We start from the raw sequence: 24,743 nt of genomic DNA, 5'->3' as shown, positions 1-24,743 counted from the left end.
GTAAGCATAGGAGAAACCTATGCGTCTCCGAGTCGGATACACCGGTCGCGAGGCAGCCCATAGATTCAGCCTATATCAGTATAGTAATATATGAAATAAAAGCGAAAATGAGAGAGGGGTCATGAAGCTCAGGTCTCTGCAGGCGTTCTGTGCGGCGGTGGAGGAGGGGAGCGTCTCGGGGGCTGCGCAGCGGATGTACCTGTCACAACCGAGCGTGAGCGAGCGTCTGGCGGAGCTCGAGCGGGAGGCGCGGGTGCCGCTTCTCAAGCGCTCGCGGCGGGGGGTGGAACCTACGGAGCACGGGAGGCTGCTCTACGAGCAGGCGCGGCGGGCGCTGGACGAGGTGGAGGGGGTGGAGGAGGTATTGCACACGCTGCGTGGCCGGAGGGATTCCCGGCTGTACGTGGCGGCGAGTTCGACGCTTGGGGAGCATCTGTTCCCGGCGTGGCTGCGGGGGTTTCGGGAGCGGGAGCCGGGGGTGTTGCCGGAGCTCTTCGTGGGCAACACCAGGGAGGTTTTGTCGCTGGTGGGACGGGGGACGGTTGCCTTCGGCGTCATAGAGGGTGGTGAGGTGCGGGGGGCGTTCGAGAGCGTGCCGCTGCTGGAGGACGAGCTGGTCGTGGTGGTCGCGCCGGGCCATCCGTGGGTGCGGGAGGGTGTGGAGGCGGGGAAGCTCGGTTCTGAGCCGTTCATCTCACGGGAGAAGGGATCGGGGACGCGGGAGGTGATAGAGCGGGCGGTCTCGGAGATGGGGATCGTGCTGGACGTGCGGATGGAGCTGGGGAGCACCGGGGCGATCAAGGAAGCGATAGAGGCCGGGCTCGGCTTCTCGCTGCTCTCGCGGGAGACGATACGCCTGGAGATAGAGGCCGGGCATCTGGCGGTTGCGGAGGGGTTCTCGATCCCGCGGCGGTTCACCATGATCCGCAACCCTTCGGCGGAGCTGAACCCGACCGAGCGGAAGTTCTTCGAGTACCTGCTCGGGCTCTGCCGGCGGGATCTCTCTCAGAGGGTGTAGGTGATCCTGCCATCCTCGACGCGCACCTCCAGGTAACCCGCCGCGGCGAGCTCGCCGAGCAGGCGGTCCGCTTCGGAGACGTTCAGGGAGGTCTCTATCGCCGCCCGGGCGGGCGTGAGCGACCCGCAGCGCTCGAGCGCGAGCAGGAGCTCCTTCTCGCCGTCGGCCTCGGCGGCGAGGCGGGCCCTGGTCTGAGCGAGTCCCGAGAGGCGGCTGCCGGCCCCGACCGCGAGCGGGAGGATCGCCCCGAAGATCAGCACCAGCCACCACAGGTGCGTGAGCGCGGAGAGCGGCCCCGAGATCAGGAGTATCGCCGCCCCCCACCCCAGAAGAGCCCGGATGGAGAGCTTTATGGAGGCGACCTTCGCGTTCAGGCGCGCGATCTCCAGGTTGCCGTTGCGAACCTTCAGGCCTGTTCCCTGCTCTTCGTACATCTTTTGCTCCCCGAGAATCCGTACCCGCCAGAAGTATAGTGCCCCGGTGAAGGCGGTTGTATAGGAGGAGCCTATGGCTCGTTCGGGGGGCGAGTATGGTTCGGCTCTCGGGGCGTTGCTAGCATGGTTTCGCGCAATGAGTCGGGAGGAGGTTCCTTGGCGAACTACGGCTTCATAATAGACAACCGAAAATGCATCGGCTGTCACGCGTGCACGGTGGCGTGCAAAGCCGAGCACGAGGTGCCGCTCGGGGTGAACCGGACCTGGGTGAAGTACATCGAGAAGGGGGAATTCCCCGACACCCAGCGAGCCTTCCACGTGATGCGTTGCAACCACTGCGAGGACGCGCCCTGTGTCGAAGCCTGCCCGGTGACGGCGCTGTACATCCGCGACGACGGGATCGTGGACTTCAACAGCGACCGGTGCATCGGGTGCAAGGCCTGCACCCAGGCGTGCCCGTACGACGCCCTGTACATAGATCCCGACAGCCACACGGCGGCCAAGTGCAACTACTGCGCCCACCGGGTGGACATGGGCCTCGAGCCCGCGTGCGTAAACGTCTGCCCGGAGCACGCGATCATAAGCGGGGACATGGACGATCCGACGACCGAGATCAGCCGCCTCCTCTCCCGCGAGAAGGTGACCACCCGCAGGCCGGAGAAGGGTACGAAGCCGAAGCTCTTCTACATAAACGGGGACGAGGCCGCGCTCACCCCCGACGACGCCCCCGTCGCGTCGGACTACATGTGGTCCAACCAGCGCCGCGGCGTCGGGCATCACGCCCCGGACAGCCCGAACGCCGGCGGAGGGGGTGTGCTGCAGGGGATCATCCCGCTTGGGAAGAAGCCGGGTCGTGGCGAGCCGGAGCCCCAACCCGAGCGGGCGCGGCGCACCTACGACGAGCCGAACAAGGGCGTGATGTGGGGCCGGGAGGTTCCCGCCTACGTCTGGACCAAGGCGATATCTGCCGGTGCGGCCGGGATCACGTTCCTCGCCGCCGGGCTCGGGGTGGCGCTCTCGGGGGTGGCCCTGTGGAGTGGGGCGCTGCTCGGGCTCGTGTTCCTGCTCGCCACCGGGGCGCTTCTCATCCTCGACCTCGACCGGCCGGACCGCTTCCACTACGTCCTGCTGCGGCCGCAGTGGAGGAGCTGGCTGGTAAAGGGTGCGTACATCATCACCGGCTTCGGGGCCCTGCTCGGGCTCTGGATGGTCGCCGAGGCGCTCGCCTTCTTCGGGGTTCTCCCGGACGAGGTGGGGCAGGAGGCGACCGCCGTGCTCGCCTGGCCGCTCGTCGTCGCCGCCGGGGCGACGGCCGTCTACACTGCGTACCTCTTCGCCCAGTCCAGGGGGCGCAGCTTCTGGCAGAGCCCGGCGCTCCCGGTTCACATGCTCACCCACGCCGCGGTCGCCGGGGCCGCTGCCCTTCTGATCGCTTCGCTGTTCGTCGGGGGGCTCGCTCCTTTGCAGGGCACGCTCTCGGCCGTGCTCGCGGCGGGGCTTCTCGTCGGGCTGCTGGTCTTCTGGGCCGAGCTCGGCGTCAGGCACCCCGACCGCGATGCGGCGCGCGCGGCCGAGATGATCTACAAGGGGCGCTACCGGAGGCTCTTCTGGGGGGTCTCGGTCGGGCTGGGGAGCCTGGTTCCGCTCGGGCTCGTCGGGCTCTCGGCGCTCTTCGGGGTCCCGGTGCTCGCGGCCGCGGCCGGGGTCTTCGCGCTCGCCGGGATCTTCGCGACCGAGCACGCCTGGGTCGAGGCCCCGCAGCTCATCCCGCTGGCCTGAAGGTAGGAGGAGGAGAGAGTGACTCGCGTGGAACCGAAAAGACCGCTCATCGAGCGGGTGGCGACGAAGCTCCACATCATCCCCGACGTGGACCAGCCGGAGCGGGGGGACGTGCGCCGGCTCGCGCCGGGCAGCTCGCTCACCGGATATCCCCCGCCCGAGCGGTGGGACGACTGGACGGAGTACGAGGCGAAAGGGTGGACCCGCCGACAGAAGAAGAGCTACCAGATCGTCCCGACCGTCTGTTTCAATTGCGAAGCCGCCTGCGGGCTGCTTGCCTACATAGACAAAGAGAGCCGCGAGGTCCGCAAGTTCGAGGGGCACCCGCTGCACCCCGGGAGCCGCGGGCGCAACTGTGCCAAAGGACCTGCGACCATCAACCAGATAAAGGACCACGACCGTATCCTCCACCCCTTGAGGAGGAAGGGACCGCGCGGGTCGGGACAGTGGGAGCGCGTCTCCTGGGATGAAGCCCTCGAAGACATAGCGCAGCGGGTGCGCCGGGCCATCGTGGAGGGGCGGCGCGACGAGATCTTCTACCACGTCGGCCGGCCCGGCTTCGAGCTCGAGCACATGGACCGCGTCTTCAAGGCGTGGGGCGTGGACGCCCACACCTCGCACACCAACGTCTGCTCCTCCGGCGGGCGGTTCGGGTACCAGGTGTGGAGTGGTTTCGACCGGCCCTCCCCCGACCACGCCAATGCCCAGGCGATTATCCTCATGAGCTCCCATCTGGAGTCTGGTCACTACTTCAACCCGCACGCCCAGCGCATCATCGAGGGCAAGATGAAGGGGGCGAAGCTCATCGTCGTCGATCCACGCCTCTCCAACTCGGCGGCGATGGCCGACTACTGGCTGCCGGCCCGCCCGGGCTCGGAGGCCGCCCTCTTCCTTGCGATGGCTGAGATCATCCTCGACGAGGGCCTCTACGACGCGGAGTACCTGCGCGACTGGACCAGCTGGCCAGAGTACATGCAGAACAAACACCCGGAGAGGGAGCAGGACTCCTTCGACGCCTTCATCGAGGCTTTGAAAGAAGATTACGCCTTCTTCACCCCCGAGTACGCCGAGAGGGAGAGCGGGGTCGAGGCCGGGAAGATAGTCGAGGTGGCCCGGGTCATCGGGGAGGCCGCGCCGCGCGTCGCCTCGCACACCTGGCGGGCGGCGACGGCGGCCAACCTGCACGGCTGGATGGCCGGCAGGGCGCTCGTCTTCCTGAACGTCCTCACCGGGAGCTGGGGCCGCAAGGGTGGGACCAACCCGAACGGCTGGAGCAAGTGGGTGCCGAAGTTCTGGAAGCACCCCGAGCCGCAGAAGGCGTGGAACTCTCTCAACTACCCGGACGAATACCCGCTCGCCAACTACGAGATGAGCTTCCTCATCCCGCATTTCCTCATGGAAGGGCGTGGGAGGATGGAGGTGTACTTCAGCCGGGTCATCAACCCGGTGTGGACCTTCCCGGACGGCTTCAGCTGGATGGAGGTCCTGCAGAACGAGGAGTACGTCGGCTGCCACGTGGCCCTGACGCCGACGTGGAACGAGACGGCGTACTTCGCCGACTACGTGCTTCCTTTGGGGCACGGCCCGGAGCGTCACGACCTGATGAGCCAGGAGACCCACTCGGGGACCTGGATCTCCTTCCGCCAGCCCGTGCTGCGCGAGGCGGCGAGGCGGCGGGGGGAGAAGATCACCTACACCTACGAAGCCAACCCCGGCGAGGTCTGGGAGGACGACGAGTTCTGGATCGAGCTCTCCTGGAAGATAGACCCGGACGGGTCTCTGGGCATCCGGGAACACTTCGAGAGCCCCTACCGGCCCGGCGAGAAGCTCACCGTCGAGGAGTACTACCGCTGGATCTTCGAGAACGCCGTACCCGGCCTGCCGGAGAAGGCCGCCGGGGAGGGGCTCACGCCGCTCGAGTACATGAGACGCTACGGGGCCTTCGAGGTAAAGCGCGAGACGTACGAGCGCCACATGCGCATCCTCTCTCCCGAGGAGGTGGAGGGTGCCCGCGTCGAACCGGACGGCACCCTCACCACCGAAGAGAGCCGCAGCGAGGGGGTCATAAGGGAGAAACGCCGTCTGCCGCACGTCGGGGTGCAGGTGAAAGGTGAACCCCGCGAAGGTTTCCCGACCAGGAGCGGCAAACTCGAGATCTTCTCCCGGACGCTCGCCGAGTGGGGCTGGCCCGAGTACGCCACGCCCTGCTACGAGAAGAGCCACGTCCACCCGGAGAACCTGAAGGAGGGGCAGCTCGTCCTCAACGCCACCTTCCGTCTGCCCACGCTCATCCACACCAGAAGCGGAAACTCCAAGTGGCTCAACGAGATCTCCAACAAGAACCCGCTCTGGATCCATCCGAAGGACGCCGGGGAGCGCGGCATAGAGACCGGGGACCTGGTACGGGTCGTGACCGAGATCGGCTACTCCGTCAACCACGCGTGGGTCACCGAGGGGATAACGCCGGGTGTCGTCGCCTGCTCGCATCACCTGGGCCGCTGGCGCAGGAGGCAGGATGCGGGAGGTGAGCACTGGTCCGGCGCGGTCATCGAGATCGAACGCACCGGCGATGGCATCTGGAGTATGCGCCAGCTTGAAGGCCCGCACCCCTACGACTCCCCAGACCCCGACACCAGGCGCATCTTCTGGGGGGACGGAGGGGTGCACCAGAACCTCACCTTCCCGGTCCATCCAGACCCGATAAGCGGGATGCACTGCTGGCACCAGGCCGTCTTCGTCGAGAAGGCCCGCGAGGGGGACCGCTACGGGGACGTCTGCGTGGATACGAAGAAGAGCCTCGAGGTCTACCGCCGCTGGCTCGCGATGACCCGGCCTGGCCCGCTCGAGAACGGCCTCAGGCGCCCGGAGGTCTTCGACCGTCCCTTCCGTCCCGCGAGGGAGATGTTCTTCGTCCATTCCGGGAGAGACTGAGGAAGATGCGCCGGTGATATCATTGCTTTGCGAGGTGGCAGTTGGCCGCGGCGGATCCGGGGGTGGAGTTTGAGGCTCTTCCGGCGCAAGGGCTTCGAGGAGAAGGCTGAGCGCCCCAAACGGGACACCGAGATAAGGGAGCATCTGGCCAACGAAAGGACGCTCCTCGCGTGGGTCAGGACGGGGGTCGGCCTGATCTCGGTGGGCTTCGTCGTCGAGCGGGCCGGGGCGCTGGTGGCCGGTTCGGGCGGGGGGGCCGCCGCCTCCGAAAGCTTCGGCGTCGTCATGGTCGCGCTGGGCTGCATAACCCTGATCGCCGGCTCCCTCCAGTTCTTCCGCACCCGTCGCATGATCCGGGAGGGGATCTTCCTGGCCAGCGCCACCCCCTACATGGTCGTCGTGGTCGGCAGCCTACTGCTCGCCATGGCTTTCATCGTCTACGCCCTCCTGGAGGGGAGCTAGGTTGCGCGGCGAGATCCCCGAAGGCGAGACCCTCTGGCGCGAGGAGCTCGCGGGCGAGCGCACCGTCCTCTCCTGGGTGCGCACCGGCCTCAACGCGATAGGATTCGGCATCCTGCTGCACGCGATCGCCCGCACCTCAGGCGTGCTTCTGCCCTCTGTCCATCAGCCCCCATCCGGGCTTTCGGCAGTCGGGCTGGCCTTGGTCGCGCTCGGCGGCCTCATAGAAGTCGCGGCCCTTGTTCATTTCGTCAGGTTCAGAAGGAACATACAGGAGGGATATTTCACAGACTCCGCCGCCCTCTACCTCCTCGTCGCCCTCGGCGTCCTGCTCTTCGGAACCGCGTTCATCGCCTACATAGCGTTCGCCTGATGCCTCCATACGAACACCACACCAGGGATGAATCTTTTGTGTATTTATGATTATGTGGTAATATAAAGCTGGATGGCGATCTCTGGCGGATGTTTTGTTGAGGAGGACGGGCGTGATGCGTGAAGGGTATGTAATCTCTGGCAGGACCGCGCTTCCTTTCGAGGAGGTCGTGAAGCGGGCGCGGGCACTGCTGGCGGAGGCCGGTTACGGGGTACTCTGTGAGATAGACGTCGCTGCGAAGCTCAAGGAGAGGCTTGGGGTGGAGAGGGAGCCGTACGTGATCCTCGGGGCCTGCAACCCGCCGCTGGCGAGCGAGGCTCTGGGGGTCGAGCCCGACCTCGGGGCGCTTCTGCCTTGCAATTTGGCCGTTTACCGGCGGGATGGGCGTACGGTGGTTGCGGCGGTAGAGCCTGAGGTCATGCTCTCCGTAGTAGGCAACGAGAGGCTCGACGCGATCGCGCGGCGGGTCCGGGAGGACTTCGAGCGCGTCGTGGGCGAGCTCGCCGGTGATTAGAACTAAGGAGGTCTGGAGCGGTATGTCGAAGGTGATCGTATTCACGACGTCGAGCTGTCCGTGGTGCAGGAGGGCGAAGCGATATCTGCAGGAGAGGCGGGTTCCTTTCAAGGAGGTGAACATAGAGCGCGACCCGGCGGCGGCGCGGGATCTGGCGCGCAAGACCGGATCTACCGGCGTGCCGGTGATAAAGATCGGCAGCAGGTGGATCGTCGGTTTCGACCGGCCGCGCATCGACCAGGAGCTCGCCCGCCGGGCTTCGTGAAGATTTTCAGAGACGGGAGGTTTTCGAGAGAGATGGCGGTTCCGGTACAGGTCGGAGAAGAGAATTTCGAGGAGGAGGTTATAAACTCCGAGGTCCCCGTGATCGTGGACTTCTGGGCTGAGTGGTGCGCTCCCTGCCGGGCGGTGGCGCCGGTGATGGAGAAGATCGCCGAGGAGTACGACGGCCGGGTCAAGGTGGCGAAGGTGAACATCGACGCCGAGCCCGGTACAGCGGGGAGGTTCGGTATATCGAGCATACCGACGATCGCCTTCTTCGAGCCGGGTAAGCAGCCGCAGGCCGTCGTCGGGGCCCTGCCCAAGGGGATGATAGAGGAGGCCTTCGGGCTCGCGCGCTTCGCCGGGGAGGCCGCCTGATGTTCGGGTGGCTCTTCGGCGGCGGGTCTTCGGTGCCGGACCTCTCCCCGCGCGAGGCCTACGAGCAGCTCTCCTCCGACGACGCCGTGCTGCTCGACGTGCGCGAGGGCGACGAGTGGGAGGCCGGACGTGTCCCCGGTGCGCTGCACATCCCGCTCGGCGAGCTGCAGGAGCGCCGCCAGGATCTTCCGCAGGGACGTAGGATCCTGACGATCTGTCGCTCCGGGAGCCGCAGCGCGATGGCGGCGAAGATGCTCTCCGGGGATGGTATCGACGTCGCCAACGTCTCGGGGGGCGTAAAGGACTGGAAGAAGGAGGGGTTCCCCTTCGAAGGGCGTGTGGCCTGAGAGAAGGCATCCCCGGCCGATTCTGGAACGAAAGAGGGGGCGGGTCCTACGACCCGCCCCCTCTTCTTGTCTTGCAGATAATCCTCAGGAGAGGGCGAGACCTTCCAGACGGCCGGAGAGCCGACTCTCCACCGAGCCACACATAAGATCGCAAAGCTCGTAGACCTTCTCGTCCGCTATGCGGTAGTAGGAGCTCGTACCCTGCTTGCGCCGTCTGACGACCCCGGCATCGAGCAACACCCCCAGGTGTTTAGAGACGTTGGCCTGCAGCCCTCCGGTCTCCTCGACCAGCTCGGATACCTTCTTCTCGCCGTCCATGAGCGCGTAGACGAGCTTCAACCTCATCGGCTCGGCGAAGACCTTGAACTGCTCGGCCACGAGCTCGAAGCCTTCGTCGGAGAGCCTGCGTCTGTGAGCCCCTGCCATCTCCACCTCGCTGTTCGTATGCTTGGAACCTCTACCTCTCGATGATACCTTGATGATTATACGGCAATGCCAGAGGGTGTGGTCTTCGTGCGGGAGCGTGGATTACATATAGCGCGTGCTGTGCGGTGGAGTATGGGCATCGGGGTGGTATGTGTCCTCGTCGCCGTGCTGCTCGCCACCGGTTGTGACGGGCACCGGTTTCGTCCCGGTGAGACATCAGGGGTCGAGGCGGCGACGGGCGGTACCTCCGCGCGGGTGCCGGCCTCGACGCGGGAGTCGAGCGCGCCCGGCGGCACGACCGGTGGTGTGGGATCCGGGGGCACCCTACGTACCGCGCGAGGGGGTCGGACGGCCGTGGGGGGACGGGACGGCTCCGGTTGGAGAGGTTCCTTTGTCAGGGGTTACGTTCCGGTGGTGGCCGTCGGTGAGTCGGTGATGCTGGATGCGGTGCCTTATCTCGAGCGGGACATCCCCGACCTCGTCGCGGTCGACGCGCGGGTCGGCCTGCAGGTCGAGCCCGCGATCGGCATTCTGGAGCGGCTGCGGTCCCGGGGGCTCACGGGCGGGGTGGTCGTCGTGCACCTCGGGACCAATGGGACCATAACGCCCCGGGAGTTCGACACCATCATGAGGGTGCTCGATGGGGCGCGGGGGGTCGTCTTCGTCGACGATGCGGCGCCGAGGCCATGGATACCCCCGAACAACGCCGTGATCTCCGCCGGGGTGAGGCGGTATCCCGCCAGGGCGGTGCTCGTCGACTGGCACGCGGCGAGCGCCGGACATCCGGAGTACTTCGCACCCGACGGTGTGCACCTCACGCCGCTCGGGGCCAGGTTATACGCCTCCCTCGTCGCCGCCGGCGTACGGGAGGCGATCGGCGGATCCGGCAGGAAGAGAGGGGGTGGAGAACGATCGTTTCGACGGGGGGCGGGCTGGTAGAATCTGTGACGTCGTGGAGTATACGAAGACCAAGAACCTGCCCGAGAGCGTCGACATCCTGGTCCTCGACGGGTCCGGGACGTTGCGGACCGACGTCGGGATCGACGAGCTGCCCGAGCATCTCGCCGATCCCGAGGCGCTGATCTGGTGCGACATCTACAGTGTTGAGGGAGGGCAGAACGGGCGCTACGGCGAGCTGTTGCGCGAGGTCTTCGAGTTCGACGACCTCACGATAGAGGACTGCTTCACCAGGAGCCACCTGCCCAAGGTGGACATCTACGACGACTACCTGTTCATCGCGCTCTTCTCCTTCCACCTCTCGGAGAAGACCCGCCGGGTGCAGACCGTCGAGATAGACATGTACGTGGGGCCCAACTACGTCGTGTGCGTCCACCCGCGGCCCCTGCGCGAGCTCGAGCGGGTGAGGAGGCGGCTGCTCAAAGGAGACGAGTTCGTCTCGGCGCTGCCGGCCAACGTCGCGCACACGGTCTTCGACGCGGTAGTCGACGAGTACCTCCCGATAATGAACCGGCTCTCGGCGATGGTCGACGGCATAGAGGACAGGCTTCTGGCCGAGGAGGCAGACGCGGACTCTCCAGTGCTCGATTCGCTCTTCCACCTCAAGCACGAGCTGACGGCCCTCAGGCGGCTCGCGGTGCCTCTGCGCGACGTGATAAGCGTGCTGCTTCGGCCGACCACCCGGCTCATCCCCGAGGAGAGCCGGATGCACTACGACGACGTGCGCGACCACCTCGACCGGGTGGTGGACATGATCGACACCATGCGCGACTACCTCGCGGGGTCTCTCGAGATCTACACCACTCAGCAGACCCAGAGGATAAACAAGACCATGCAGCGGCTGACGGCCATCTCGACCATCTTCCTCCCGCTCACCTTCATCACCGGCGTCTACGGGATGAACTTCAGCCACGAGAACTTCCTCGCGCAGCACAACCCCTATGGCATGTACATCGTGAGCGGGGTCATGATGCTGCTCGGGGTGGCGATGATCTTCTACCTGTACTGGAAGAAGATGATCTGAGGCCCCGGCGTCCTTCGTGCGCCCGTAGCGTAAACCATGGGGCCTGGCGGGGCGGGGGCAGGGCTGCTGTTATAATCGTTTGCGGTTTATGTTTTCGGGAGTGCGAGAGTGGTGGAACGGTAGACACGCTAGATTTAGGATCTAGTGCCCTTCACGGGCGTGCGGGTTCAAATCCCGCCTCTCGCACTGCGCATGACGCGACGAGCTGAAGAAGCGGCCTGTAGACGAGAAGAGTTGGAGTAAATGACGGCGAACGTAACCAAACTGGAAGACAACAAGGTCCGGATCGAGGTGGAGGTTCCACCCGAGGCGGTCAGGGAGGGGGTCGAGGCGAAGGTCAGGGAGCTGCGCCAGAAGGTGCGGGTCCCCGGTTTCCGGCCGGGCAAGGCCCCCCGGCGGATGCTCGAGAGCCATCTCGGCCGCGACTACATCTACATGGAGGCGCTGCAGGACCGGCTGCCTTCCTGGTACTCGCAGGCCGTCATCGAGCAGAACCTCCGCCCGATAGACCGGCCCGAGATCCACTTCGACGAGCCGCTCGACGAGGAGGAGGGCTTCCGGTTCTCCGCGACGGTGGCCGTGCGCCCCGAGGCGAAGCTCGGCCGTTACAAGGGACTCGAGGTCCCCAAGAGGAAGGTCGAGATAACCGAGGAGGACGTCGAGGCGCGCCTGGAGGAGCTCCGGGGCCAGTTCGCCACGCTCGGTGCGGTCGAGGACAGGCCGGTCGCGGAGGGCGACTTCGTCATCCTGGACTTCAACGGCGAGAAGATGACCGGGGGCGAGGTGCCCGGGGCTTCGGCCGAGGACTACATGCTCGAAGTCGGGAGCGGCGAGATCCTGGAGGACTTCGAGAAGAACCTCGTCGGGATGAAGGCCGGGGAGCGCAAGCAGTTCGCCGTCACCTTCCCGATGGACTACGAGGAGGAGTCGCTGCGCGGGCAGTCGGTCCTCTTCCGGGTGCACGTCAAGGAGATCAAGGAGCGCGAGCTCCCGCCGCTCGACGACGAGTTCGCCAAGGAGGCGAGCGAGTTCGAGACGCTCGATGAGCTGCGGGGGGCCATCCGGGAGGAGCTCGAGGAGGCCGCCCGGCGGCAGGTCGAGGGCGAGTTCCGCACGGCGGTGCTCGACGCGGTGGCGAAGGAGGCCGAGGTCGAGGTTCCCGAGGTCATGGTCGAGGACAAGGCCGAGGAGATGGTCGAGAGCTTCGAGCGGAGCATCCGGGCGCAGGGGGTCGACCCCGAGAGCTACTACCGGATGGCCGGGGTGAGCCGGGACGAGATGAAGGAGCGCGTCCGGGACGACGCCGCGGACACGGTCAAGAAGGAGCTCGTGCTCGACGCGGTCGTCGCGGCCGAGGGCATCGAGCCCGACAGGGAGCAGATCGAGCACGAGATAGGCCACATCGCCGAGGACGGTGGTCGCAAGCCGGAAGAGGTCGCCGAGACGATGCGCAGGAACGGCACCTACCAGATCCTCGAGGAGGAGTTCGCCCGGCAGAAGGCGCTCGATTTTTTGGTGGAGAACGCCGTCCCGACCGAGATGCCCGAAGAGGAAGAAGAGAAGGTCGAGGCCGCCGCCGAGGGTGGCGGGGCCGCGGAGAAGAGCGCAACCGGAGAGGAGTAAGAGGAGATGCAGAGGTTCGACCCACAGGGGGTCATCCCCTACGTGATAGAGCAGAGCCCGCGCGGCGAGCGGGCGATGGACATCTACTCGCGGCTTCTGAAGGACAGGATCATCTTCCTCGGGACGCCGGTGGACGACCAGGTCGCCAACGCCATAATGGCGCAGCTGTTGCACCTGGAGAGCGAGGATCCCGAGCAGGACATCAACCTGTACATAAACTCCCCCGGCGGGAGCGTGACGGCGGGGCTCGCGATCTACGACACGATGCAGTTCATCCAGCCCGACGTCGTCACGACCGCGCTCGGGATGGCCGCGTCGATGGGGGCCTTCCTGCTCGCCGCGGGGGCGAAGGGCAAGCGCAACGCGCTCCCGAACACCCGGATACTCCTGCACCAGCCGAGCACGCAGGGCATCGGCGGGCAGGCCTCCGACGTCGAGATCTACGCGCAGGAGCTGGTGAGGACCAAGCGCCGCCTCAACGAGATCCTCGCCGAGAGGACCGGGCAGCCCTACGAGCGGATCGAGCGCGACACCGACCGGGACTACATCATGGGCCCGGAGGAGGCGGTCGAGTACGGCGTCATAGACAACATCATCCGGCGTCACTAGCGGCATGACGAGCGAGAGCCTGGGGAGGATGCGATGAGAGACCCGTCCGACCAGTTGCAGTGCTCCTTCTGCGGCAAGAGCCAGCGGCAGGTGAGGAAGCTTATCGCCGGTCCTGGCGTCTACATCTGCGACGAGTGCATCGAGCTCTGCAACGAGATAATAGACGAGGAATTCTCCTCGCCAGACGTCCTCAAGGAGGACGACCTCCCCAAGCCCCGCGAGATAAACCGCATCCTGAGCGAGTACGTCATCGGGCAGGAGGAGGCGAAGAAGGTCCTCTCGGTGGCGGTCTACAACCACTACAAGAGGATCCAGATGGGCTCCGAGTCGCCCGACGGCACCGAGCTGCAGAAGTCCAACATCCTGCTCATCGGGCCGACCGGCAGCGGCAAGACGCTGCTTGCCCAGACGCTCGCCCGCATCCTCAACGTCCCCTTCGCGATAGCCGACGCGACCGCTCTGACCGAGGCCGGCTACGTCGGTGAGGACGTCGAGAACATCCTGCTCAAGCTCATCCAGGCCGCCGACTTCGACGTGAAGAAGGCGGAGACCGGGATCATCTACATCGACGAGATCGACAAGATCGCCCGCAAGGCCGACAACCCCTCCATAACCCGCGACGTCTCGGGGGAGGGCGTGCAGCAGGCGCTCTTGAAGATCCTGGAGGGGACGGTCGCGAGCGTCCCGCCGCAGGGGGGCAGGAAGCATCCCCACCAGGACTTCCTGCAGATAGACACCAAGAACATCCTGTTCATCTGCGGCGGCGCCTTCGGCGGGCTCGAGGAGATAATCCGCCGGCGGATCGGCAAGAAGAGCATCGGCTTCGGCAGCAGCCTCGAGGCGCGCGGCAAGGAGGACCCGGACGAGATCCTGCGCCACGTCCAGCCGGAGGATCTTCTGAAGTACGGGCTCATCCCGGAGTTCGTCGGCAGGCTGCCGGTCATCTCGACGCTGCGGGGTCTCGGGGAGAAAGACCTGGTGCGCATCCTCACCGAGCCGAAGAACGCGCTGGTCAGGCAGTACCGGCAGTTCTTCCGCTACGACAAGGTCGACCTCACCTTCACCGAGGAGGCGCTCGCCGCCATAGCGCGCAAGGCGCTCGAGCGCGGCACCGGGGCGCGGGGCCTCAGGAGCATCATCGAGGCGACCCTGTTGCCGACGATGTACGAGCTGCCGAGCCGGTCGGACGTGGCGCGGTGCGTGGTGGACGCCGACACCGTCACCGACGGGGTGCAGCCCACGCTCGTGACCCACTCCGGCGAGTCCAAGTACACCTACGACGAGGAAGAGACGGCCTAAGAAGAGGAGAGTTGAAGCAGAGCGAGATCCCCAAGACCTACGACCCCGCCTCGGTCGAGCGGCGCGTCTACGAGGAGTGGCGACGCGCCGGGGTCTTCGAGGCGGACCCGAGCCCGGAGAGAGAGCCCTACTGCATAGTCATGCCCCCGCCGAACGTCACCGGGGCGCTGCACATGGGGCACGCGCTCAACGGCGCGATCCAGGACGCCCTGATCCGGCGGGCGAAGATGAAGGGGTACGAGGCGCTGTGGCTGCCGGGCGTGGACCACGCCTCGATAGCGCTGCAGAACGTCGTCGAGCGCAAGCTCACCCGCGAGGAGGGGCTCTCCAAGTGGGACGTCGGGCGGGAGCGCTTCGTCGAGCTGTGTCGGGAGTTCGCCGACGAGTCGCGGCACAGGATCCTCGGGCAGCTCGAGCGGCTCGGGGCGGCGGTGGACTGGCGGCGGCTGCGCTACACGATGGACGAGCGCTACGCCGACGCGGTGCTCGAGGCTTTCATCGAGCTCTTCAACGCCGGGTTCATCTACCGGGGGGAGCGCATCACCAACTGGTGCCCGCGCGACCGCTCGGCGATCAGCGACCTGGAGGTCAACTACGAGGAGGTCGAGGGGAAGCTCTACGGGCTGCGCTACCCGTTCGTCGACGGTAAGGGGCCCGGCCCGGACGGCAGGCCCTACGCCGAGGTCTTCTCGACCCGCCCGGAGACGATGCTCGGGGATGTGGCGCTCGTCGTCAACCCCGAGGACGATCGGTACCGGGAGCTCGTCGGGCGGCGGGTGGCGGTGCCGTTCGTGGGGCGGGAGATCGAGGTCTTCGCCGACCCCTACGTGGACCCGTCCTTCGGGACGGGGGTTCTGAAGGTCACCCCGGCGCACGACCCGAACGACTTCGAGATCGGACGCCGGCTCGGGCTGGAGCCGGTGAACGTCCTCAACCCCGACGGGACGATCAACGAGAACGGCGGGCGCTTCGCCGGGCTCGACCGCGGAGAGGCGCGCGAGGCCGTCGTGCGGGCGCTGGCGGAGGAGGGGCTGCTCGGGGAGGTGAGGGACCACACCCACCGCGTCGGGCACTGCGACCGGTGCGGGACCGTGATCGAGCCCTGGCTCACCGAGCAGTGGTGGATCTCGATGCGCGAGCTCGCGAGGCCCGCGATAGAGGCGCTCGAGAAGGGTGAGATCACGGTCTACCCCGACTCCTGGCGGCGCGAGACGATCCGGTGGCTCAAGAACATCCAGGACTGGAACGTCTCCCGGCAGCTGTGGTGGGGGCACCGCATCCCGATCTGGTACGGGCCCGACGGGGAGGTGGTCGCGGCCAAAGAGCCCCCGGGGGAGGGCTTCGAGCAGGACCCGGACGTGCTCGACACCTGGTTCTCCTCGGCGCTCTGGCCGTTCGCCACGCTCGGCTGGCCGGAGGAGACCGAGGAGCTGAAATACTTCTACCCGACGAGCCTCCTCTCGACGGCGCGCGAGATAATGTACCTGTGGGTGGCCCGGATGATCATGATGGGGCTCAGGTTCCGCGGGGAGATCCCGTTCCGCAAGATAAACGTCCACTCGATCGTGCTGGCCGAGGACGGGACGAAGATGAGCAAGTCCAAGGGGAACACGATCGACCCGCTGGACCTCTTCGAGGAGTACGGGACCGACGCGGTGCGCTTCGGGCTTTTGCACCAGTCCTCGACGCAGGATTTCCCCTACTCGCACGAGCGGGCCGAGATGGGCCGCGGCTTCATAACCAAGCTTTGGAACATGATGCGGTTCATCGCCGGGTACGAGGGGGCGGGGGAGGGGGGACCCTCCGTTTCGGATCGCTGGATCCTCTCGGCGTTCAACCGCACCGCCCGCCGCTACGACGAGCTCCTCGAGGAATGCGAGTTCTCCGAGGCGATGCGCCTCGTCTACGACTTCGCCTGGCACGAGTTCGCCGACTGGTACATCGAGATCGCCAAGGTCGCGCCCTCCGCCGAGACGCCGCGCGTCCTGCGCGAGGTCTTCTCCGGGATACTGCGGCTGCTGCACCCGGTGATGCCGTTCGCGACCGAGGAGATGTCCCGTCTGCTCGGGCACGAGCGGATGCTCGTGGAGCAGGGGTTCCCCCGCTACGATCCGGCGCTCGAAGACGAGGAGGCCGAGGAGGCGCTCGGGCGCACCATGGAGGCGGTCTCCGCCGTCCGGGCGTTCCGGGCCGAGAGCGGGGTGGACGGGGAGCTGGAGGGGCTCGTCCCGGAGGGGGTGGAGCCCGAGGTCTTCACCGCGCTCGCCGGGGTGCGGCCGGCGGAGAGCCTGGACGGTGCGGCGAAGGCCACGCTGCCGGCGGGCGGGTCTTTCGTCGAGCTCTCGCTCTCCGAGGAGATGAGGCAGCGCGAGCTCTCGCGGCTGCGCAGGGAGATCGGGCGGGTCGAGAAGGAGATCGCCCGCGCCGAGGGGAAGCTCTCGAACGAGAAGTTCGTCGAGCGGGCCCCGGCCGAGGTGGTCGGCCGCGAGCGCGAGAAGCTCGAGACCAACCGCCGCACGCTCGAGACGCTCTCGAAGCGCCTTGAAGAGCTCCGGTAACAAGCTCCGCGGCTACGGCGAGGTCTGCGCCGCTCTCGACGCCCGGCAGCGGATAACGCTCGGCCTTGAGCGCATGGAGCGGCTGCTCTCGCTGCTCGGGGAGCCGCAGAGGGACTTCGGCACCGTGCAGGTCGTGGGGACGAACGGCAAGGGGACGACGACCGTCACCCTGGCCGCGGCGCTCACCGCCTGCGGGCACCCCGCCGGGGCGTACCTCTCACCGCACCTCATCTCCTACACGGAGCGCATCCTGTTGCCCTCGGGGTACGTTTCGGAGGAGGAGTTCGCCCGGGTGATGGACCGCGTGATGCGCCTCGACGACGAGATGGGGGTCGGGGCGTCGCAGTTCGAGATCCTGACGGCCGGAGCGCTGCTCCTCTTCCGGGAGGCCGGGCTCGGGTGGGCGGTGCTCGAGGCGGGGATGGGCGCCCGCCACGACGCGACCTCGGTGGTGCGTCCGCCGGTGGTGGTGCTGACCAACGTCGGGCTCGACCACACCGAGTACCTGGGGGAGACCGTCGAGGAGATCGCGCGCGAGAAGCTCGCGAGCGTGCAGCCCGGCGGGACGCTCGTGCTCGGGACCGGAGACCCGCTGGTCGTCCGCCTGGCCCGCGAGCGGTGCGGGGAGACCGGGGCGTGGCTGGTTCCGGCTTCCGGCGGCGCGGTGGAGTGGGACCGGCTGGCCCCCTACGCGGCCCGGGACGCCGCGCTCGGGCTCCGGGTGGCGGAGGTCGTGCTCGGGAGGGCTCTCGGCGAGCGGGAGCGGAAAGAAGCGCTCGAGCGGGCCGCCGGGGTGCTCCCCGGGCGCTTCGAGGTGCACGAGAGGGAGGGGGTCCCGGTCGTCGTCGACGGGGGACACAACCCGCCCGGCATCCGGGCCACCATAGAGGCCGTGGCGGCGCGCTTCGGCGGGCGGCCGCTCGGGGTCGTCTTCGGGTGCTTGCGGGACAAGGAAGTTGCAAGTATGCTTGATACCGTGGCCGGGGCCTCCGACGCGCTGGTTCTCACCCGGCCCGAGAGCGGGCGGGCCGCGGACCCGCACCGGCTGATCGTCGAGCATGACCCGAGGGACCGCCGGGGGAAGGAGGCTGTCGTGGTGGAGGAGGTAGGAGAAGCCGTGGGCCGGATGGTGGAGAAGATGCGGCGCGAGGGGGGGGTGGTGCTGGTGACCGGCTCGCTCTACACCTGCGCCGCGGCGATAAGGTGGCTGCGTGAGGGGTAGGAGCATCTGGAGGGCCGCCGGGCTCCTCCTCCTGGGGGTCTTCGCCGCCGCGTTCGTTCTGGGGTACTTACTGGTGCTGAGGTTCGTGGGATGATGGCGCTCGCTCAGACGGATCCCTTCCGGGCCATCTCGAACTTCCTCTCCAGCCCGGCGCTCAAGATGGCCGGGGAGATAATCCTGCTTTTTATCGTGGTCGTCTGGCTGGCGCTCGTCTACTGGACCTACGCCGACGCCTCCCGGCGCGGGGCTCTGCGGCTGGTGTGGCTGGTCGTGGCGATCGTCTTCCCGTTCGTCGGGACGCTGGTTTACCTGATCGTGCGCCCGCCGGAGTACGTTCTGGACTCGCGCGAGCGCGAGCTCGAGCTCGCCGTGCTCGAGCGGGAGCTCCGGAGCCGGGTACTTCTGTGTCCGAACTGCCAGGCGATGGTCGAGCGGGACTACCTGGTGTGCCCGGAGTGCAGCTGGCAGCTCAAGAAGCCGTGCATGAGGTGCGAGAGGCCGCTGGACCTCGACTGGAAGATCTGCCCCTATTGCGGCGTGAACCAGAACAGCGGCAAGATCGAGTACTGAACCCGAAAAAGGGCTCTTCTGGAGGGAGGAAAGTTTGGTTGAGCAGACCCTGTTTTTGATCAAGGGCGACGGCGTCGAGCGGCGCCTCGTCGGCGAGATCATAGGCCGCCTGGAGCGGAAGGGGCTCGTGATCCGCGAGATGAAGATGATGCGGGTGAGCCGGGAGCTGGCCGAGAAGCACTACGCCGAGCACCGAGAGAAGCCGTTCTTCGAGGAGCTGGTCGAGTTCATTACCTCCCTGCCGATCGTCGCGATGCGAGTGGAGGGGGAGGGGGCGATCGGGGCGGTCCGCAATCTCATGGGTGCGACCGACCCCGCGAAGGCCGCCCCCGGCACCATCCGCGGCGACCTGGCGCTCAGCATGCCGGACAACCTGGTCCACGGCTCGGACTCCCCCGAGAGCGCCAGGCGGGAGCTCGAGCTCTTCTTCGGGTCCTGAGCCGGGGGAAGCCAGGGCTGGTCCTGGCCTCCGCCTCCCCCCGGCGGGCGGAGCTCCTCGAGCGCGTCGGGCTCCGCTTCGAGGTGCGCGAGAGCGGCTTCGAGGAGGTCGAGCTCGAGGATCCGGCGCGCACCGCGCGGGAGAACGCCCGGGGCAAGGCGCTCGCCGTGTCCTCCGGGGAGGATGGGGCCGTGGTGCTCGGCTCGGACACCGTGGTCTACCTGCCCGGGGAGGGCGTCCTCGGCAAGGCGGAGGATGCTGTGGAAGTGCTTCGCATGCTCGGTTTGCTCTCCGGGAGGCGGCACGAAGTCTACACCGCCGTCGCCGTCGCCGGGGATGGGGAGCTCTCGCTCGCCCACACCGTCACCGCCGTGCGGATGCGGGCCCTCGGGCGGGGAGAGATCGAAGCCTACGCCGCCAGCGGGGAGGGGGTCGGGAAGGCCGGCGGGTACGCCATACAGGGGAGGGCCGGGGCTTTCGTCGAGTGGATCTCGGGCGACTACACCGCGGTGGTCGGGCTGCCGCTGCCGCTCACGCTCAGGATGCTTGAAAAGCACGGGCTGCGCTGGTACTAGATAGCCGTGGCCGGGGAGAGGAGATATACCATAAAGCAGCTGCCGCCGGAGCTCAGGCCGCGCGAGCGGATGCTCGCCGCCGGTCCGGGGGCGCTCTCCGACGCCGAGCTCCTCGGGCTCCTGTTCGGCAACGGCAGCCGCGAGAAGACCGCCGTCGAGCTCGCCGGGCACGTCATCTCCGAGGCCGGAGGTTTGCGTGGTCTCTACGACGCCTCGGTGCACGAGCTCACCGGGATAAAGGGCATCGGGGAGGCCAAGGCGTGCATCGTGCTCGCCGCCGTCGAGCTCGGGCGGCGCATCGGCGTCTCTCGCAGCGGCAGCCGTCCCGTGATATCATCGCCGGCGGACGTGAACGGGCTCCTGAGGGGGCGCATAGCCAACCTGGACCGGGAGAACTTCGTGGCCGTGCTGCTCAACTCCAAGAACGAGGTCATAGAAGTCTCCACGGTCTCGGTCGGAACCCTCTCGGCGACGCTGGTCCATCCCCGGGAGGTTTTCAAGCCGGCCATAAGGGCCAGCGCGGCCAGCGTCATCCTGGCGCACAACCACCCGAGCGGGAACGTCCAGCCCAGCAGGGAGGACAAGGAGGTCACGAGGAGGATGGTGGAGGCCGCAGGGATAGTCGGGATAGAGCTTCTCGACCACGTCATCCTGGGCGAGGGGTACTGCAGCATGAAAGAGCAGGGGCTCCTCTGAGGTTGTTTCTCGGGCGAGGGGCCGGTAACCTTAGCGGGCGGGGAGCGGTATGTTAGGACTCTTTGGGCGCGACGTTGCGGTGGATCTGGGGACGGCGAACACGCTGGTGTTCGTCAAGCGTCAGGGTATAGTGCTCTCCGAACCCTCGGTGGTCGCCATCGACACCAGGACCGACCGGGTGGTGGCGGTGGGTTCGGCCGCCAAGCGGATGCTCGGGCGCACGCCAGAGAACATAGTCGCGATGCGCCCGCTCAAAGACGGCGTGATCGCGGACTTCGAGGTCACCGAGAAGATGCTGCGCTACTTCATCCACAAGGCGCAGCCCAAGCGCCGGCCCCTGAAGTCGCTCGTGGGGCCGCGGGTGGTGGTCTGCGTGCCGTCGGGGGTGACGGGGGTGGAACTCCGGGCGGTCCGGGAGGCGACGGAGGCAGCCGGGGCCCGGCAGGCGTTCACCATCGAGGAGCCGCTCGCCGCGGCGATCGGCGCCGGGATGCCGGTGAACGAGGCCCAGGGGAACATGATCGTGGACATCGGCGGGGGGACGACCGAGGTCGCGGTGATCTCGCTCGGGGGGATCGTGACCAAGTCCTCGATCAGGATCGCCGGGGACGACATAGACGAGGCGATCTCGGGCTACATCCAGAAGGAGTACAAGCTCATCATCGGCAGCCAGACCGCCGAGCAGCTGAAGATGGAGCTTGGCAGTGCTTTCCCGCTCGAAGAGGAGGAGTCGGCCGAGATCCGGGGCCGCGATATCGTCAGCGGGTTGCCCAAGAGCGTCGTGATCACCAGCGAGGAGATCCGGGAGGCCATAAGCGGGCCGGTGGAGGCGATAGTGGCCGCCGTGCGCGACACGCTGGACCGCACGCCCCCGGAGCTGGCTTCGGACATAGTGGATCAGGGGATGGTCCTGGCCGGCGGCGGGGCGCTCCTGCGCCACCTGGACGAGAGGATCCGGCGCGAGACCGGCATCCCGGTGCACATAGCCGAGAACCCTCTGCTCTGCGTCGCGATCGGGAGCGGCCGCTACCTGGAGGAGATAGACTCCTACCGCGGCGCGCTCTCCCCGGCTTAGGGGATGATGGGGCGACGCAAGCGTTCCCGCTCTTCCGGCGGCCTGCCGGCGTTCATCATCCTGCTGGTGGCGAGTGCGGTGCTGTTTACGGTCTACACGAAGGAGGGCGACTCGGGGCCGCTGCATACGGTGCAGCTCGGTGCGGCGGAGGTGCTGCGTCCGGGGCGCACGGCGGTCGCCGCCGTCTCCCATCCCTTCAAGACCGCCGGGGACGCGCTCTCGGGGGTCTTCGGGGGTGGCCGGGCGAGCTCCCGGGAGGTGCGCCGCCTGCGGCAGAAGAACGAAGCTCTCTCTGCCCGGGTGGCTGCGCTCACCCGGCAGAACGACCGGCTGCGGACGATGCTCAAAGGGAGCCGTCCGAACTACCGCTACGCGCCGCTGGCACAGGTGATCTCACCGATAGGCGGGCAGTTCACCGACCGGGTGATGATAAACGTGGGATCGAGCGATGGGGTCAGACCGGGGCAGCCGGTGGTGGTCGGGGACAACATCCTCGTCGGCCGGACGGCGCAGGTGAGCGCCAATACCGCAGAGGTGATACTGGTGACCGACCAGAGCTTCAAGGCCGGGGTCGAGATCGTGCCGAGGAAGTCCGGCGGCTCGGGAAGCGCGCCCGAGGGGTTGCTCGAGGCCAGCTACGAAGGATATCTCGGGGTCGACTACGTCAACCAGAGCGCGCACGTGCGTCCCGGCGACTACGTCATCACCAGCGGTAGGGCCGGGAGCTTCCGCCTGATGTTCCCGCAGGGGCTTTTGGTCGGCCGGGTGAAGTCGGTGAGCTCCCAGGACATCAACCAGTACAAGAAGATCGTCGTGGCTCCCGCGGTGCACCCGGACGATCTCGAGGAGGTGCGGGTGATCACGGGATGGTAGAGCGCACCTCTGTCGGCCGGTCCGTGCTGCTCGTCGTGGTGGCGGCGATCATCGAGGCTATAATCGGGCCTTACCTGACCTTCGGTACGATCTCGCCGCACCTCACCCTGATCGCGGTCGTAATCTGCGCCTTCGGGCTCGAGGAGGTGCAGGGGCTCCTGCTCGGGTTCTTCGGCGGGGTGCTCGTGGACGCCCTGGGTGAGGGGCTCTTCGGGGTGGGTTCCCTCGGGGGGCTGGTGGCCGCGGCGATCGCGCTCAGGCTCGGGAGGGTACAGGTGAAGGGTATAGAGCGGCTGCTGCTGACGCAAGGGGCGGCCTTCTCGGTTGCGGCCTACGATATCATACATCTGCTGGGCACCGAACTGGCGGGGATGAACGGACCCCCGCTCGGGAGGTTTGTCCTTCTCGGCGTCCTGCCGGACGCGGTGATAAACGGTGCCCTCGCGTACCTGTTCGGTATTTGGCTCCTGCGGCGTGTCAGGGTGAGGGGGATCGGATGGACCTGATAACCGGGCAGCGTGCAGGACAGCGGAGTGCGGAGGGGCTTCCCTCCCGGCTCCGCTCGCTGGACGTGATCCTTCTGCTCACCTGCCTGGCCCTGTGTGGCGTGGGCATCGGGGCGGCCTACATCGCGGGGCAGAGCGATCAGCGGGCCTACGCGATAAGCCAGACGCAGGGGCTCGTCGTCGGCCTCGCTGGTGCGGTAATTCTCGCGCTTGTCGATTACCGTGTCTGGCGGCGCTTCCTGCGCCCCATCTACGGGGTGGTGCTGGCGATGCTCGCGGTGGTCCTGGTGGTCGGCGTCTCGGCCGGTGGAGCGCAGCGCTGGATCGATGTGGGCCCGGTGCAGGTGCAGCCCTCGGAGTTCGCCAAGCCGCTCATGGTGGTGGTGCTCGCGGGGTATCTGGCCTCGAGCAATGCCGGAAGGCTACCCGTGCTGCTGAAGGCTCTCGCACTCACGGCGGTGCCCGCGTTTCTGGTCTTTCTGCAGCCCGACCTGGGCACGGCCGGGGTCTTCGGCGCGATCTTCCTGGTGGTCACCTACGCGGCGGGGGCGAGGATATGGCAGCTCGGGGGGCTCGTCCTCGTCGGGACCGTCGTCGGGGGGATCGCCGTGAAGCTCGGGCTCATCCCCGACTACCAGATCGCCCGCATCACGGCTTTTCTCAACCACGACTGCACGAGCGGCATCAGCTACCAGGTCTGCCAGTCGCGGATGGCGATAGGCTCGGGGGGCTTCTTCGGGAAGGGCCTCGGGGCGACGACGCTCGCGAACCTGGGGTTCCTGCCGGAGGACCACACCGACTTTATCTTCTCGAACCTGGCGGAGAGGATCGGGTTCGTCGGGAGCGTGCTGATCATCGGGTTGTTCTTCGTACTCATCTGGCGTTCGTTGCGGGTGGCGACGATAGCCCGCGATCGCTTCGGGGTGCTGCTCGCGGCGGGCATCTCGACGATCTTTCTGTTCCACGTCTTCGTGAACATCGGGATGACGATGGGGATCATGCCGGTCGCCGGGATCCCGCTGCCGTTCATAAGCTACGGCCGCAGCAGCCTGGTGGTCGACGTGATGGCCGTGGGGCTCCTGGAGAGCATCGCGATGCGCGCCCGCCAGCTGCCGCGCCGGGAAGAGGGGATCTAGGCTCTCTCTGGTATACTAACCTCCCGATCCTTGCGAAGAGACGTTGGGTTCGGTCTCATCCGATTGAGCTCACGGAGAAGAGAGGAAACGAGATGTTCGTGGTCATAAAGAGCGGTGGAAAACAGTACAGGGTACGAAAGGATCAGGAGCTGCTCGTCGAGCGGCTCCCGGGCGAGGTCGGGGACGTGGTCGAGCTTCCGGTTAGCCTCTCCGGGGGCGAGGGGAGCTACGAGTTCGGCGGCACGGCGAAGGCCGAGATCGTCGAGCACCTCAAGGGCGAGAAGCTCCATATCTACAAGTACAAGCCGAAGAAGGGCTACCGGAAGAAGACCGGCCACCGTCAGTCGCTCACGAAGATCAGGATAACGGAGGTATAGCAGATGGCGCACAAGAAGGGTGGAGGCTCCTCCCGCAACGGGCGCGACTCGGCGGGCAAGCGGCTCGGGGTGAAGGCCTTCGGCGGCCAGCGCGTCTCCGCCGGGAGCATCATCGTCCGGCAGCGGGGGACGAAGGTGCGTCCGGGGCACAACGTGGGCCTCGGCTCGGACGACACCCTGTTCGCGAAAGTCGACGGCCGGGTGCGCTTCGAGCGCTCGCGGGGCCGCAGCGTGGTGAGCGTCGTCGAGGAGGCGCCGGTCTGATCCCGAAGGTGGGGGGGATG

At 67.0% G+C, this 24,743-nt stretch carries 28 protein-coding genes and 1 tRNA gene; 27 read left to right on the top strand and 2 right to left on the bottom strand.

All coding sequences use genetic code 11. The features are described from left to right. Positions 1–121 precede the first annotated feature (121 nt). On the top strand, positions 122–1,018 hold the full coding sequence (locus tag PJB24_RS11880; RefSeq protein ID WP_273846166.1) for a LysR family transcriptional regulator: 897 nt from the start codon (positions 122–124) through the stop codon (positions 1,016–1,018). On the opposite strand, the gene PJB24_RS11875 is transcribed toward PJB24_RS11880, so the two are convergent. Continuing rightward, positions 1,006–1,452: a hypothetical protein gene (locus PJB24_RS11875; protein WP_273846163.1), complete on the bottom strand. Its 447-nt coding sequence runs from the start codon at positions 1,450–1,452 to the stop codon at positions 1,006–1,008. The two genes, PJB24_RS11880 and PJB24_RS11875, sit on opposite strands and share 13 nt — an antisense overlap. Positions 1,453–1,608: 156 nt before the next feature. On the opposite strand from PJB24_RS11875, the gene nrfD reads away from it, so the two are divergent. The 8 genes from nrfD to PJB24_RS11835 all read left to right on the top strand — a co-directional run bounded on the left by nrfD (position 1,609) and on the right by PJB24_RS11835 (position 8,494). Then, the gene (gene nrfD / locus PJB24_RS11870) at positions 1,609–3,231 is read left to right on the top strand and encodes an NrfD/PsrC family molybdoenzyme membrane anchor subunit (protein WP_273846161.1); all 1,623 of its coding nucleotides are present in this window, start codon (positions 1,609–1,611) and stop codon (positions 3,229–3,231) included. Between the two features lie 27 nt (positions 3,232–3,258). Next, positions 3,259–6,162, top strand: a complete 2,904-nt coding sequence (locus tag PJB24_RS11865) for a molybdopterin-dependent oxidoreductase (protein ID WP_273846160.1) — start codon at positions 3,259–3,261, stop codon at positions 6,160–6,162. Positions 6,163–6,231: 69 nt separating this feature from the next. Continuing rightward, complete coding sequence (locus PJB24_RS11860; RefSeq protein WP_273846158.1) at positions 6,232–6,624, top strand: YidH family protein; 393 nt, start codon at positions 6,232–6,234, stop codon at positions 6,622–6,624. Between the two features lies 1 nt (position 6,625). Then, positions 6,626–6,994 (top strand): YidH family protein, encoded by a 369-nt coding sequence (locus PJB24_RS11855; protein ID WP_273846156.1) that lies wholly within the window; start codon positions 6,626–6,628, stop codon positions 6,992–6,994. Positions 6,995–7,109: 115 nt separating this feature from the next. Further along, positions 7,110–7,508 carry a DUF302 domain-containing protein gene (locus tag PJB24_RS11850; RefSeq protein ID WP_273846154.1) on the top strand — a complete coding sequence of 133 codons (399 nt, stop codon included), beginning with the start codon at positions 7,110–7,112 and terminating at the stop codon, positions 7,506–7,508. Between the two features lie 22 nt (positions 7,509–7,530). Then, positions 7,531–7,773 carry a glutaredoxin family protein gene (locus PJB24_RS11845; RefSeq protein WP_273846152.1) on the top strand — a complete coding sequence of 81 codons (243 nt, stop codon included), beginning with the start codon at positions 7,531–7,533 and terminating at the stop codon, positions 7,771–7,773. Between the two features lie 32 nt (positions 7,774–7,805). Further along, positions 7,806–8,147 (top strand): thioredoxin, encoded by a 342-nt coding sequence (trxA, locus tag PJB24_RS11840; protein ID WP_273846149.1) that lies wholly within the window; start codon positions 7,806–7,808, stop codon positions 8,145–8,147. After that, positions 8,147–8,494: a rhodanese-like domain-containing protein gene (locus tag PJB24_RS11835; protein ID WP_273846147.1), complete on the top strand. Its 348-nt coding sequence runs from the start codon at positions 8,147–8,149 to the stop codon at positions 8,492–8,494. Before trxA ends, PJB24_RS11835 begins: the two co-directional genes overlap by 1 nt. An 84-nt stretch (positions 8,495–8,578) precedes the next feature. On the opposite strand, the gene PJB24_RS11830 is transcribed toward PJB24_RS11835, so the two are convergent. Further along, positions 8,579–8,920 (bottom strand): ArsR/SmtB family transcription factor, encoded by a 342-nt coding sequence (locus PJB24_RS11830; protein WP_273846146.1) that lies wholly within the window; start codon positions 8,918–8,920, stop codon positions 8,579–8,581. A 132-nt stretch (positions 8,921–9,052) separates the two neighbouring features. On the opposite strand from PJB24_RS11830, the gene PJB24_RS11825 reads away from it, so the two are divergent. The 18 genes from PJB24_RS11825 (at position 9,053) to rpmA (ending at position 24,723) form a co-directional block, all read left to right on the top strand. After that, positions 9,053–9,859 (top strand): SGNH/GDSL hydrolase family protein, encoded by an 807-nt coding sequence (locus PJB24_RS11825; RefSeq protein ID WP_273846145.1) that lies wholly within the window; start codon positions 9,053–9,055, stop codon positions 9,857–9,859. Next, positions 9,822–10,901, top strand: a complete 1,080-nt coding sequence (locus PJB24_RS11820) for a magnesium transporter CorA family protein (RefSeq protein ID WP_273846142.1) — start codon at positions 9,822–9,824, stop codon at positions 10,899–10,901. Before PJB24_RS11825 ends, PJB24_RS11820 begins: the two co-directional genes overlap by 38 nt. A gap of 102 nt (positions 10,902–11,003) precedes the next feature. Beyond that, a tRNA-Leu gene (locus tag PJB24_RS11815) sits at positions 11,004–11,087 on the top strand. Positions 11,088–11,144: 57 nt separating this feature from the next. Then, positions 11,145–12,524, top strand: coding sequence for a trigger factor (gene tig / locus PJB24_RS11810; protein ID WP_273846139.1), 1,380 nt, complete (start codon positions 11,145–11,147; stop codon positions 12,522–12,524). A gap of 6 nt (positions 12,525–12,530) precedes the next feature. Further along, a complete protein-coding gene (locus PJB24_RS11805; RefSeq protein WP_273846138.1) occupies positions 12,531–13,133 on the top strand; it encodes an ATP-dependent Clp protease proteolytic subunit in 603 nt (200 codons plus the stop codon). 33 nt (positions 13,134–13,166) lie between these two features. Then, positions 13,167–14,432: an ATP-dependent Clp protease ATP-binding subunit ClpX gene (gene clpX / locus PJB24_RS11800; RefSeq protein ID WP_273846137.1), complete on the top strand. Its 1,266-nt coding sequence runs from the start codon at positions 13,167–13,169 to the stop codon at positions 14,430–14,432. An 11-nt stretch (positions 14,433–14,443) separates the two neighbouring features. Beyond that, the gene (locus tag PJB24_RS11795; protein WP_273846134.1) at positions 14,444–16,990 is read left to right on the top strand and encodes a valine--tRNA ligase; all 2,547 of its coding nucleotides are present in this window, start codon (positions 14,444–14,446) and stop codon (positions 16,988–16,990) included. Further along, complete coding sequence (locus tag PJB24_RS11790) at positions 16,974–18,212, top strand: bifunctional folylpolyglutamate synthase/dihydrofolate synthase (RefSeq protein WP_273846133.1); 1,239 nt, start codon at positions 16,974–16,976, stop codon at positions 18,210–18,212. The genes PJB24_RS11795 and PJB24_RS11790 overlap by 17 nt, the downstream gene beginning before the upstream one ends. 90 nt (positions 18,213–18,302) lie before the next feature. Beyond that, the gene (locus PJB24_RS11785; RefSeq protein ID WP_273846131.1) at positions 18,303–18,782 is read left to right on the top strand and encodes a double zinc ribbon domain-containing protein; all 480 of its coding nucleotides are present in this window, start codon (positions 18,303–18,305) and stop codon (positions 18,780–18,782) included. 34 nt (positions 18,783–18,816) lie between these two features. Continuing rightward, positions 18,817–19,221 carry a nucleoside-diphosphate kinase gene (gene ndk, locus PJB24_RS11780; RefSeq protein ID WP_273846130.1) on the top strand — a complete coding sequence of 135 codons (405 nt, stop codon included), beginning with the start codon at positions 18,817–18,819 and terminating at the stop codon, positions 19,219–19,221. After that, entirely contained in the window at positions 19,218–19,796 is a 579-nt protein-coding gene (locus PJB24_RS11775) for a Maf family protein (protein ID WP_337959021.1), read from the top strand. Before ndk ends, PJB24_RS11775 begins: the two co-directional genes overlap by 4 nt. A 6-nt stretch (positions 19,797–19,802) precedes the next feature. Next, the gene (radC, locus tag PJB24_RS11770) at positions 19,803–20,492 is read left to right on the top strand and encodes a RadC family protein (protein ID WP_273846128.1); all 690 of its coding nucleotides are present in this window, start codon (positions 19,803–19,805) and stop codon (positions 20,490–20,492) included. A 49-nt stretch (positions 20,493–20,541) separates the two neighbouring features. Then, complete coding sequence (locus PJB24_RS11765; RefSeq protein ID WP_273846126.1) at positions 20,542–21,567, top strand: rod shape-determining protein; 1,026 nt, start codon at positions 20,542–20,544, stop codon at positions 21,565–21,567. 6 nt (positions 21,568–21,573) lie between these two features. Continuing rightward, positions 21,574–22,440: a rod shape-determining protein MreC gene (gene mreC / locus PJB24_RS11760; RefSeq protein ID WP_273846125.1), complete on the top strand. Its 867-nt coding sequence runs from the start codon at positions 21,574–21,576 to the stop codon at positions 22,438–22,440. After that, entirely contained in the window at positions 22,434–22,946 is a 513-nt protein-coding gene (gene mreD, locus PJB24_RS11755; protein WP_273846123.1) for a rod shape-determining protein MreD, read from the top strand. The genes mreC and mreD overlap by 7 nt, the downstream gene beginning before the upstream one ends. Further along, on the top strand, positions 22,937–24,082 hold the full coding sequence (gene rodA / locus PJB24_RS11750; protein ID WP_273846122.1) for a rod shape-determining protein RodA: 1,146 nt from the start codon (positions 22,937–22,939) through the stop codon (positions 24,080–24,082). Before mreD ends, rodA begins: the two co-directional genes overlap by 10 nt. A gap of 92 nt (positions 24,083–24,174) precedes the next feature. Beyond that, complete coding sequence (rplU, locus tag PJB24_RS11745; protein WP_273846120.1) at positions 24,175–24,459, top strand: 50S ribosomal protein L21; 285 nt, start codon at positions 24,175–24,177, stop codon at positions 24,457–24,459. 3 nt (positions 24,460–24,462) lie between these two features. Further along, the gene (rpmA, locus tag PJB24_RS11740) at positions 24,463–24,723 is read left to right on the top strand and encodes a 50S ribosomal protein L27 (RefSeq protein ID WP_273846119.1); all 261 of its coding nucleotides are present in this window, start codon (positions 24,463–24,465) and stop codon (positions 24,721–24,723) included. Positions 24,724–24,743 lie beyond the last annotated feature (20 nt).

The sequence above is a fragment of the Rubrobacter calidifluminis genome (genome assembly GCF_028617075.1).
Taxonomy (GTDB): Bacteria; Actinomycetota; Rubrobacteria; order Rubrobacterales; family Rubrobacteraceae; genus Rubrobacter_E; species Rubrobacter_E calidifluminis.
The sequence above is the reverse complement of the archived record's forward strand: the minus strand, read 5'-3'. Positions and strand labels throughout refer to the sequence as shown.

What these genes read in the sequence shown, in the direction of transcription:
- PJB24_RS11880 (WP_273846166.1), top strand. Translation starts at nt 122, where the DNA reads ATGAAGCTCAGGTCTCTGCAGGCGTTCTGTGCGGCGGTGGAGGAGGGG.
- mreC (WP_273846125.1), top strand. Translation starts at nt 21,574, where the DNA reads ATGGGGCGACGCAAGCGTTCCCGCTCTTCCGGCGGCCTGCCGGCGTTC.
- PJB24_RS11805 (WP_273846138.1), top strand. Translation starts at nt 12,531, where the DNA reads ATGCAGAGGTTCGACCCACAGGGGGTCATCCCCTACGTGATAGAGCAG.
- PJB24_RS11850 (WP_273846154.1), top strand. Translation starts at nt 7,110, where the DNA reads ATGCGTGAAGGGTATGTAATCTCTGGCAGGACCGCGCTTCCTTTCGAG.
- mreD (WP_273846123.1), top strand. Translation starts at nt 22,434, where the DNA reads ATGGTAGAGCGCACCTCTGTCGGCCGGTCCGTGCTGCTCGTCGTGGTG.
- tig (WP_273846139.1), top strand. Translation starts at nt 11,145, where the DNA reads ATGACGGCGAACGTAACCAAACTGGAAGACAACAAGGTCCGGATCGAG.
- clpX (WP_273846137.1), top strand. Translation starts at nt 13,167, where the DNA reads ATGAGAGACCCGTCCGACCAGTTGCAGTGCTCCTTCTGCGGCAAGAGC.
- PJB24_RS11825 (WP_273846145.1), top strand. Translation starts at nt 9,053, where the DNA reads ATGGGCATCGGGGTGGTATGTGTCCTCGTCGCCGTGCTGCTCGCCACC.
- PJB24_RS11835 (WP_273846147.1), top strand. Translation starts at nt 8,147, where the DNA reads ATGTTCGGGTGGCTCTTCGGCGGCGGGTCTTCGGTGCCGGACCTCTCC.
- PJB24_RS11785 (WP_273846131.1), top strand. Translation starts at nt 18,303, where the DNA reads ATGATGGCGCTCGCTCAGACGGATCCCTTCCGGGCCATCTCGAACTTC.
- trxA (WP_273846149.1), top strand. Translation starts at nt 7,806, where the DNA reads ATGGCGGTTCCGGTACAGGTCGGAGAAGAGAATTTCGAGGAGGAGGTT.
- PJB24_RS11845 (WP_273846152.1), top strand. Translation starts at nt 7,531, where the DNA reads ATGTCGAAGGTGATCGTATTCACGACGTCGAGCTGTCCGTGGTGCAGG.
- PJB24_RS11830 (WP_273846146.1), bottom strand. Translation starts at nt 8,920, where the DNA reads ATGGCAGGGGCTCACAGACGCAGGCTCTCCGACGAAGGCTTCGAGCTC.
- PJB24_RS11875 (WP_273846163.1), bottom strand. Translation starts at nt 1,452, where the DNA reads ATGTACGAAGAGCAGGGAACAGGCCTGAAGGTTCGCAACGGCAACCTG.
- PJB24_RS11765 (WP_273846126.1), top strand. Translation starts at nt 20,542, where the DNA reads ATGTTAGGACTCTTTGGGCGCGACGTTGCGGTGGATCTGGGGACGGCG.
- rplU (WP_273846120.1), top strand. Translation starts at nt 24,175, where the DNA reads ATGTTCGTGGTCATAAAGAGCGGTGGAAAACAGTACAGGGTACGAAAG.
- rpmA (WP_273846119.1), top strand. Translation starts at nt 24,463, where the DNA reads ATGGCGCACAAGAAGGGTGGAGGCTCCTCCCGCAACGGGCGCGACTCG.
- rodA (WP_273846122.1), top strand. Translation starts at nt 22,937, where the DNA reads ATGGACCTGATAACCGGGCAGCGTGCAGGACAGCGGAGTGCGGAGGGG.